6 protein-coding genes are annotated in these 9,593 nt (G+C 72.9%); 1 reads left to right on the plus strand and 5 read right to left on the minus strand.

Features of this window, described 5'->3' with window-relative positions:
- The 3 genes from AB0I76_RS15400 to AB0I76_RS15410 all read right to left on the minus strand — a co-directional run.
- Window positions 1-1,883, minus strand: a 1,883-nt coding sequence (locus AB0I76_RS15400) for a transglutaminaseTgpA domain-containing protein (protein WP_357034951.1), incomplete at its 3' end; no start/stop codon positions are given.
- Window positions 1,884-1,899: 16 nt separating this feature from the next.
- Complete coding sequence (locus tag AB0I76_RS15405; protein WP_357034954.1) at window positions 1,900-3,198, minus strand: DUF58 domain-containing protein; 1,299 nt, start codon at window positions 3,196-3,198, stop codon at window positions 1,900-1,902.
- 1 nt (window position 3,199) lies between these two features.
- Window positions 3,200-4,252, minus strand: coding sequence for a MoxR family ATPase (locus tag AB0I76_RS15410; protein WP_357034957.1), 1,053 nt, complete (start codon window positions 4,250-4,252; stop codon window positions 3,200-3,202).
- A gap of 474 nt (window positions 4,253-4,726) precedes the next feature.
- Here AB0I76_RS15410 and leuS point away from each other — a divergent pair, with 474 nt between their 5' ends.
- Entirely contained in the window at window positions 4,727-7,567 is a 2,841-nt protein-coding gene (leuS, locus tag AB0I76_RS15415; RefSeq protein ID WP_357034960.1) for a leucine--tRNA ligase, read from the plus strand.
- Window positions 7,568-7,675: 108 nt separating this feature from the next.
- Here the strand turns inward: leuS and AB0I76_RS15420 are convergent, their stop codons facing one another.
- Together AB0I76_RS15420 and AB0I76_RS15425 are read right to left on the minus strand one after the other, a co-directional pair.
- Window positions 7,676-8,512, minus strand: a complete 837-nt coding sequence (locus tag AB0I76_RS15420; RefSeq protein ID WP_357034963.1) for a hypothetical protein — start codon at window positions 8,510-8,512, stop codon at window positions 7,676-7,678.
- 5 nt (window positions 8,513-8,517) lie between these two features.
- A complete protein-coding gene (locus tag AB0I76_RS15425; RefSeq protein ID WP_357034966.1) occupies window positions 8,518-9,456 on the minus strand; it encodes an ATP-binding cassette domain-containing protein in 939 nt (312 codons plus the stop codon).
- Between the last annotated feature and the right edge of the window lie 137 nt (window positions 9,457-9,593).

Consider the following 9,593-nt stretch of genomic DNA (forward strand, 5'->3'; position numbering starts at 1 on the left):
GGTGAACGGGTAGAGCGCCTCGCTCGGACCGACGTTGGTCCAGCGGCTGGCGCCCCCGCCGAGTCCAGCGGAAGCCCGGAGGCCGGGTCCTCCTGCCCTGGTTGGCGGCGGTCGGCGCTCGCCGTGGCCTCCGGCCCGGTCGGGGCCGCCGTCGCGCCGGCGTCCGGCGTGGTCTCCTCCGGGGCGTCGGTGTCGGGCGCCCAGGCCGACCGGGTCGAGCCGCTGACGCCGTACGCCGGGGTGGCGTCGAACGGCACCCAGCCGAACCCGTCGAAGTAGACCTCGGTCCACGCGTGCAGGTTCCGGTTGGTCAGCGTGTAGGTGCCGTCGCCGGAGTTCGCGCCGTTGGCGAAGCCGAACGCCACGCGGGCCGGGATGCCGGCCGCCCGGACCAGCCACGCCATCGCTGCCGAGTACTGCTGGCAGAAGCCCACCTTGTTGGTGAGGAAGTTGACGATGTCCTGGTCGCTGGTGCCGCCCTCGGTGCTCAGCTTGTAGCTGAAGCCGTTCTCCGAGGAGAAGTAGTCGTAGATCGCCCGCACCTTGTCGTACTCGGTGCTCTTGCCCCGCACCAGGCCATCGACCAGCGCATCGACCTCCGGCACCGACGGCGTCCGGGCCTGTTGGTCCGTCCGGAGGGGATGGTCGGCCGGCAGCGGCGTCGCCTGTCGGAGCGCCGAAGGGGTGTACGTGGTGCGCACGTACTCGAACTCGTAGCGCTTGCCGCGGGCGTTCTCCCGGTTGGAGAAGACGACCTTGAGTTTGTTGTCGTAGTACCAGTTGCCGTTGAGGTCCTCGATCCGCACCGCCTCGGTGTAGACCGGCAGGAACGGCATGTTGAGGTTCTTCGTCACCTCGACCGTGGCCCGGTAGCGGGTGCGCTCCACCCCGGCCCGGTCTGGCTCCTCCGGACCCGGCAGGTCCCGGTTGGCCGGGATGCCGCTGGGGTTGCGCACCCGGAAGCCGTCCGCCGCGAGGCGGTCGGCGGCGCCGAACCGCAGGTAGAACGGCTGCGACTCGTTGGTGGTGACCTTGAGGTAGTCGACGACGTCGCGCTGGTTCAACTGCCCGCTGAGAGCGGCGAACAGGTCGACCCGACCCGGGGCGCCACCCTGACCGGGGCGGCCGGTGCCGTCGCCGGTGCCCGAGCCCATCGTGTCCAGCAGACCACCGGTCATGCCCGGCACGGCCAGGGGCACGGCCACGGCGAGCGCCACCCCGACGGCGGCCAGTCGCCGCCCGGCCGAGGCGAGCGGCGAGGCCTCCCACACGTCCACGCCCCGGCCGTCCCCGGTGAACCGGCGGCCGAAGCGACGGACCCGGTCGACGTTGTCGGTGACCAGCAGCCACAGGTAGCCGGCGGCGCCGATGACGAACGGCACCGGCGGGACGCTGTCAACGTAGACGGCCACCGGCACCGAGTAGACGGCCAGCATCGGCAGGCCGGCCAGAGCGGGTCGGCGCAGGCCGACGGCCAGCAGGTCGACCAGCACGGCCACGCCGCCGATGCCGAGCACGGTGACGAACAGCAGCGGGTCGGTGTCGGGGACCTTCACGCCGTACGAGCGCATGTCCTCCAGCGAGGCGCTCAGCAGGTCGGCGAAGTGCCCGAAGGTGCCCGGCGTGGGCACGACGGCGAGCAGCTCGTTGCCGCTGGGGAACAGCCAGGTCAGCGCGATGGTGAGGCCGGCCAGCATGCCGAGCACCTGACCCCAGGTGGGGATCCGGCCGAGTCGGGTGAGGGCGGCCACGGCGGCGACCACGGCGACCGCGATGGTCGACTGGATCAGCCAGGTCCAGCGCTCGAAGATGGCCGACAGCGGCGCCGCGGCGAGCAGCGTCGCGGCGGCGGCCACCAGGCCCAGGTTCCGGTGGGCGATCATGAGGGGACCCTTCCGTTCATCGCATGCCGCCGGCCACCGTCTCGGCCAGCGCCGCGCGCAGCGCGAAGCCCTGGGAACCACGGGCCGCCTGCGGCCACAGCGCGGGCAGGCGAGCGCCGTGGTCGACGCCGATCACCCGCCAGCCGCTCTGCAGCAGGGCCAGCGCGGCGGCGCCGTGCGCCTGGTCGGCCTCGGCGCGTGCCTTGGTCGGCAGGTTGAGCCAGGTGGAGCTGTCCATCAGGAAGGCCACGCAGGTGGCGCCGTTGCCCCGCAGCCCGGCCAGCAACTCGGCCTCGGCGGTGCTCAACGAGCCGAACAGGCCGATGATCAGGCCACCGTCGGCCCGGTTCCGGACCTGCTGCACCAGCGCGGTAATCTCGACCCGTTGGTCGAGGCGCACCTCGGCGAGGTGGTCGAGGAGCAGACCGTCGCCGGCCACCTCGGTGGCGTCGACGTCGGCCCCGGACCCGGTCACCAGGCGCAGCTTGTAACCGGCCTGCCGCAGGTGCACGGCGATGCTCGCGGCGGCCGAGACGGCCCACTCGAAGCTGGCCGTCGGGCCGTCGCCCCGGTGGCCGTACGCGCGGGTGTCCAGTAGGACCGTCGCCCGGCTCTCCCAGGGCTGCTCCTCGCGCCGCACCATCAGCTCCCCGGTGCGCGCCGTCGACTTCCAGTGCACCCGGCGCAGGTCGTCGCCCACCCGGTACTCCCGGGTGGCCGCGTCGTCCTCGCCGTGCACCGCCACCGAGCGGGCCCGGCTGTCGCCGCTGCCGGCGTACTCACCGGCGAGCCGGACCGAGGGCAGCGGGGTGACCTGCGGGATCACCGTCAGCCGGTCGGTGCTCGGGAAGGAGCGGGTCAGCTCGCACAGCCCGAACGGGTCGGTCATCCGCACCACCAGCGGGCCGACCTCGTAGCGACCGCGCACGTCGGCCCGCACGGTGTACGCCACCGAGCTGGCCTGGTGCGCGCCGAGCCGGTCCAGCACGACCCGGGGCCGGCTGCCCAGCGCGTAGGGCAGGCGGTCCTCCAGGAGCAGGGTGCCGGTGGGCAGCCGGGAGAGGTTCTGCAGGCGCAGCACCACCCGCGAGTTCGCCCCGACCGGCGCCCGGTGCGGGTCCAGCGACCGGTTGCAGGCCAGCTTGTAGCGGCTGCGACCGACGTAGAGGGCGGCGAGCAGCGGCAGGATCGCGAGCAGCACCGCCACCCGCAGCAGGTCCTTCTCGCCGAGGATGCCGGCCGAGACGGCCGCGGCCACCCCGGCGGCCAGGAACGATCGGCCGCGGGTGGTCAGCCCTCGCAGCCCGTCGCGCACGTCACGGCCTCCGCGGCTCGTACGGACCGCGGCCGTTGCCGGTGGCGGGCCGCGTGTCGTACGGGGAGCGCTGGCGGTCGTGCGGCAGCGGAAGCCGGTGCACCAGGTCGGAGACGATCGCGTCGGTGGTGCGGCGGGCCAGCTGGGCGTCGGCGGTCGGGATGATCCGGTGCGCCATCACGGGCACAGCCAACACCTGGAGGTCGTCGGGGAGGACGTAGTCGCGGCCCTCGAGGGCGGCGACCGCGCGGGCGGTGCGCAGCAGCTGGAGCGTGGCCCGGGGGGAGGCGCCGAGGCGCAGGTCGGGGGACTCGCGGGTGGCGGTGACCAGGTCGATCGCGTACTGCTTCACGACGTCGGCGACGTGCACCTGCCGGACGTGCGCGATCAGCCGGCGCACGGTGTTGGCGTCGGAGACCGGGCGCAGGTCGTTCAGCGGGTCGACGGCGCCGTGGCCGTCGAGCATGGCCAGCTCGGCGCTCGGGTCCGGGTAGCCCATGGCGATCCGGGCGGTGAACCGGTCGCGCTGCGCCTCCGGCAGCGGGTAGGTCCCCTCCATCTCGATGGGGTTCTGGGTGGCGATGACCATGAACGGCGTCTGGAGCTGGTACGTCACGCCGTCGACGGTGACCTGCCGCTCCTCCATGCACTCCAGCAGCGCGGACTGGGTCTTCGGCGAGGCGCGGTTGATCTCGTCGCCGACCACCAGGTTGGCGAAGACGGCGCCGGGCCGGAACTCGAAGTCGTGCGTCTCCTGGTTGTAGACGCTGACGCCGGTGACGTCGCTGGGCAGCAGGTCGGGGGTGAACTGGATGCGCCGCACGGAGCAGTCGATCGACCGTGCCATGGCCTTGGCCAGCTTGGTCTTGCCGACGCCCGGGACGTCCTCGATGAGCAGGTGGCCCTCGGCGAGCAGGACGGCGAGGGCGAGCCGCACGGTGGCGGTCTTACCCTCGATGACGTGCTCGATGTTCGAGACGATGGCTTCACTGGCGGCGCGGAACTCGTCGTGCGGCAGCACACCGCCAACCTCGTCCCAGGTCTGTTGTGTCACGGGCCTCCTCCTCGTCGCCGTCACGGCAGCTCTGTAAAGAGCACCTGGACCCGTCGTTGGGTTCGCGACGCCGAGCCTCTTCTGCCGCAGAAATCTCACTGGCCTCTCAGGCTAACCATGTTTCTCGCTACCGCCGACCCCCGCAGGTAGTCGGCCGGTTACGCCCGGAATATTCGTTCCGACGGGGGATTCGACGGTCGCTGTGGGTGCCCGGAACTATCACGAAGCGGGATCGCGTCCCGGCCGCTGGTGGCGCGCGACGTGGCGGCCGGCGCGGCGCGGTACACTCCCGACATGGCCGGAGTCTTCCTGCTTCTTACCGGGCCGTGCTGATGCGCTGAGCGCGACAGCACGGCGGCCCCTCCTGCGCGAGGGGCTTTTTTGTGCCCGCCGCCGGTCGGACCGGCGGCCGGCGAGCCACCAGAGCGACGACAGCACGGACGCCACTCCGCCACAGTGAAGCGAGGAGACGCCATGAGTGAGGCAGCCGCACCGGCGGGCGACATTCCCCCGTTCCGGTACACCGCGACCCTGGCCAGCGAGATCGAGCGGCGTTGGCAGGACACCTGGCAGCGGGAGGGCACCTTCCACGCCCCGAACCCGACCGGTCCGCTGGCCGACCCGGACCACCCGCGCGCGGGCGCGGAGAAGCTGTACGTGCTGGACATGTTCCCGTACCCGTCGGGTGCCGGCCTGCACGTCGGTCACCCGCTGGGCTACATCGGCACCGACTGCTTCGCCCGCTACCAGCGGATGGCCGGGCGCAACGTGCTGCACGCCATGGGCTTCGACGCCTTCGGCCTGCCCGCCGAGCAGTACGCGGTGCAGACCGGCACCCACCCGCGTACCACCACCGAGGCCAACATCGAGCGGTACAAGGAGCAGCTGCGCCGGCTGGGCCTGGCCCACGACGAGCGCCGCTCGGTGGCGACCATCGACACCGACTTCTACCGCTGGACGCAGTGGATCTTCCTGCAGATCTTCAACTCCTGGTACGACACGGAGGCGAAGCGGGCCCGCCCCATCGCCGAGCTGATCGCCGAGTTCGAGGGCGGGAACCGGCCCACCCCGGACGGTCGCGCGTGGGCCGAGCTGACCGTCGCCGAGCGACGCGCGGTCGTCGACGACCACCGGCTGGCGTACGTGTCGCAGGCCCCGGTGAACTGGTGCCCGGGCCTGGGCACCGTGCTGGCCAACGAGGAGGTCACCGCCGACGGCCGCTCCGAGCGGGGCAACTTCCCGGTCTTCAAGCGGAACCTGAAGCAGTGGATGATGCGGATCACCGCGTACGGCGACCGGCTGCTGGACGACCTGGACACCCTGGACTGGCCCGAGCCGATCAAGCTGATGCAGCGCAACTGGATCGGGCGGTCCACCGGGGCGCACATCGACTTCGCCACCGACCAGGGGCCGATCCGGGTGTTCACGACCCGGCCGGACACCATCTTCGGCGCCACCTACATGGTGCTGGCGCCCGAGCACGGGCTGGTCGACGCGCTGGTGCCGGCGACCTGGCCGGAGGGGACGCGGGACGCCTGGACCGGCGGGCACGCCAGCCCGCGGGCGGCCGTCGAGGCGTACCGGAAGGCGGCGGCGGCCAAGACCGACGTCGAGCGGCAGTCGGAGACGAAGGAGAAGACCGGCGTCTTCGTCGGCGCGTACGCCGTCAACCCGGCGACCGGCGCGCGGATCCCGGTGTTCGTGGCGGACTACGTGCTGGCCGGCTACGGCACCGGCGCGATCATGGCGGTGCCCGCGCAGGACGAGCGGGACTGGGCGTTCGCCGAGGTGTTCGAGCTGCCGATCGTCCGGACCGTGCAGCCGGCGGAGGGCTTCGCCGGCAAGGCGTACACCGGGGACGGTCCGGCGATCAACAGCGCCGCGCCCGACCGCGGCCTGGACCTGGACGGGCTGGGGGTGGCCGACGCGAAGGCGGCGGCGATCTCCTGGCTGGAGGCGAACGGGCACGGCGCGGGCGCGGTCACCTGGCGGCTGCGCGACTGGCTGTTCTCCCGGCAGCGGTACTGGGGCGAACCGTTCCCGATCGTGTACGACGAGACCGGGGCCGCCATCGCGCTGCCGGAGGAGATGCTGCCGGTCGAGCTGCCCGAGGTGGACGACTTCTCGCCGAAGACGTTCGACCCGGACGACGCCGACAGCAACCCGGAGACGCCGCTGTCGCGCCGCCGGGACTGGGTCGAGGTGGAGCTGGACCTGGGTGACGGGCCGAAGCGGTACACCCGCGAGACCAACGTGATGCCGCAGTGGGCCGGCTCCTGCTGGTACGAGCTGCGCTACCTGGACCCGACGAACCCGGACCGGTTCGTCGACGCGGAGAACGAGCGGTACTGGATGGCTCCGCGCGGCGAGGGCGACTGCGGCGGCACCGACCTGTACGTCGGCGGCGCCGAGCACGCCGTGCTGCACCTGCTGTACGCGCGCTTCTGGCACAAGGTGCTGTACGACCTGGGCCACGTCTCGTCGTTCGAGCCGTTCCGCAAGCTGTTCAACCAGGGCTACATCCAGGCGTACGCGTACACCGACGCCCGGGGCGCCTACGTGCCGGCCGAGGACGTGACCGAGCGCGACGGCGGCTTCTACCTGGGAGACACCCAGGTCAAGCGCGAGTACGGCAAGATGGGCAAGTCGCTGAAGAACGTCGTCACCCCCGACGAGATGTGCGCGGCGTACGGCGCGGACACCTTCCGGGTGTACGAGATGTCGATGGGCCCGCTGGAGGTGTCCCGCCCCTGGGAGACCCGGGCCGTGGTCGGGGCGTACCGGTTCCTGCAGCGGGTGTGGCGGGCGGTCGTCGACGAGCAGACCGATGGCCTGCGGGTCACCGACGCGCCCGCCGACGAGGCGACCCGGCGGCTGCTGCACAAGGTGATCGACGGCGTCCGCGGCGACATGGAGGGGATCCGGTTCAACACCGCGATCGCCAAGCTGATCGAGCTGACCAACGGGCTGACCCGGCTGTCGGAGACCCCGCGCGAGGTGGCCGAGCCGCTGGTGCTCATGGTGGCGCCGTTCGCCCCGCACGTGGCCGAGGAGCTGTGGCGCCGGCTGGGCCACGAGACGTCGCTGACGTACGCGGACTTCCCGGTCGCCGACCCGGCCCTGCTGGTCGCCGAGACGGTCACCTACCCGGTGCAGGTCAACGGCAAGGTCCGGGGCCGGATCGAGGTCCCCGCCGACGCGTCCGAGGAGACCGTCCGCGCGGCGGCCCTGGAGGCGGTGGCGACGGCGCTGGCCGGCAAGGAGCCGCGCAAGGTCATCGTGGTCGCCGGCCGGATGGTGTCCGTCGTCGCGTGAGGTGCAAGGAGGGGCCCCCGCTCAACGCCTCCGGTAGAGCAGGGGCCCCTTCTTGACACCCGCCGCGCGCATCCGCCGCGCGCATCCGGCGGGGTCGGTGGGGAGTGGTCAGGGGTCGCGGCGGTGGATCGCCGCCACCGTGAGCAGGGCGGCCACCAGCGTCCACACCGCGTAGGTGCTCCAGGCGCCCCCGACCGTGGCGCGGTAGGGCAGGCTGATCCAGGGTGGCGGCTCTCCGGTCTCCATCAGGCGCTGCCAGGCGGCCACCGGCATCGCGTGCCGGAGCAACGCCGTCCACCGTTCGTCCTCGTCCAGGGCGGTCGGCAGCAGGAGCAGCAGGGCGGTCGCGGCGACGATCGCCGGCGCGGAGTGCCGGACCAGCGCGGCCACCGCCGTGCCGACCAGCGCGGACACGGGTACCAGCAGGGCCGACGCGGTGATCCCGCGCAGTGCGCCCGGGTCGGTGACGGACATCTGCGCGCCCACGTCGGTGAGGATCGCCTGCGCGACGGTGAACGCGGTCGCGGCGCCGAGCACACCGACGGCGGTCGTCACCGTGGCGAGCACCAGGACCTTCGCGGCAGCCACCGCGCCCCGGCGGGGTACCGCGGCGAAGGTGCCGCGGAACAGCCCACTGGCGTACTCGCCGCCGACCGCGACCGTCCCGACGGCGCTCGCCGCCAGGACGACGAAGAGCTGCGCCTCGTCCGGGAAGGCGTCGCCCAGCGGCGAGTGCAGGGACCGCTGCTCCGGCGACCACCCGGCCCAACCGCCGGTGGTGGCCAGCGCCGCGTACGCGGCCAGGCCGACCATCGAGACCAGGATCAACCCGAGTGCCCACCAGGTGGACCGCAGCGACCACATCTTGATCCACTCGGCGGCGACCAGATCGCGGAAGCGGACCACATTTCGGGCGGCGTCGACCCCGCTGGTCCGGTCGGTCACGGCGGTCACCGTGGTTCACCGGCGGTGACGGTGGGGGCGGACGGCCGGCTGCCGTACTCGACGTCGTCGGCGGTCAGGTCCATGAAGGCCTCCTCCAGCGAGGCGGTACGGGTGGTCAACCCGTGCAGCGGGACGCGGTGCGCCAGGGCGAGGTCGCCGATCCGGTCGGCGGTCATCCCCGTCACCCCGAGCTGTCCGGTCTCCTCCCGGCGTACGGTCGCGCCCTCGGCGGTGAGCACGGCGGCCAGCGCGGCGGAGTCCGGCGTCCGGACGACGACATCGGTGCGGCCACCGCGGGCGGCGAAGGCGGCCAGGCTCTCCTCGGCGATGAGCCGGCCCCGGCCGAGGACCACCAGGTGGTCGGCGCAGTGCTCCATCTCGCTCATCAGGTGACTGGAGACGAAGACCGTCCGGCCCTGCGCGGCCAGCCGCCGCAACAGGTTCCGTGCCCAGCGCACTCCCTCCGGGTCCAGGCCGTTGAAGGGCTCGTCGAACAGCAGCACCGGCGGGTCGCCCAGCAGCGCGGCGGCGATGCCGAGCCGCTGCCGCATGCCGAGGGAGAACCCGCCGATCCGCCGTCGCGCGACGGCGGCCAGACCGACCTCCCGCAGCACCTCCTCGACCCGGCCGCGTCCGATGCCGTTGCTGCGGGCGAGCGCGGTCAGGTGGGCCCGGGCGCTACGCCCGCCGTGCACGTCCCCGGCGTCGAGCAGGGCCCCGGCGTGGTGCAGTCCGCGCGGGTGGTCGCGGAACCGCACCCCGCCGACGGTGGCGCTGCCGCTGGTCGGTGCGGTGAGACCGAGGATGATCCGCAGTGTCGTGGACTTGCCGGCACCGTTCGGACCGAGGAATCCGGTGACGTGTCCGGGCCGTACGGTCAGGGTGAGGTCGTCGACCGCCGTCGTGCGGCCGTACCGTTTCGTCAGGGCGTTCAGTGCGATCATGCCGACCACGCTGCCGGCCGGCCGCCGCCGGATCGTCGCCCCGCCGGCCACATCCGGCGGCGGCGATCAGCCCCGGGGCGTACGCCCCCGGGCCGATGCCCGTCCACGGCCCGGCTGGCTACGGTGTCCCCATGGAC

Origin of the sequence: Micromonospora sp. NPDC049799 (assembly GCF_040656655.1) — a bacterium.
GTDB lineage: Bacteria > Actinomycetota > Actinomycetes > Mycobacteriales > Micromonosporaceae > Micromonospora.

Coding starts and splice junctions, on each gene's coding strand:
- AB0I76_RS15425 (WP_357034966.1), bottom strand. CDS start 9,456: ATGATCGCACTGAACGCCCTGACGAAACGGTACGGCCGCACGACGGCG.
- leuS (WP_357034960.1), top strand. CDS start 4,727: ATGAGTGAGGCAGCCGCACCGGCGGGCGACATTCCCCCGTTCCGGTAC.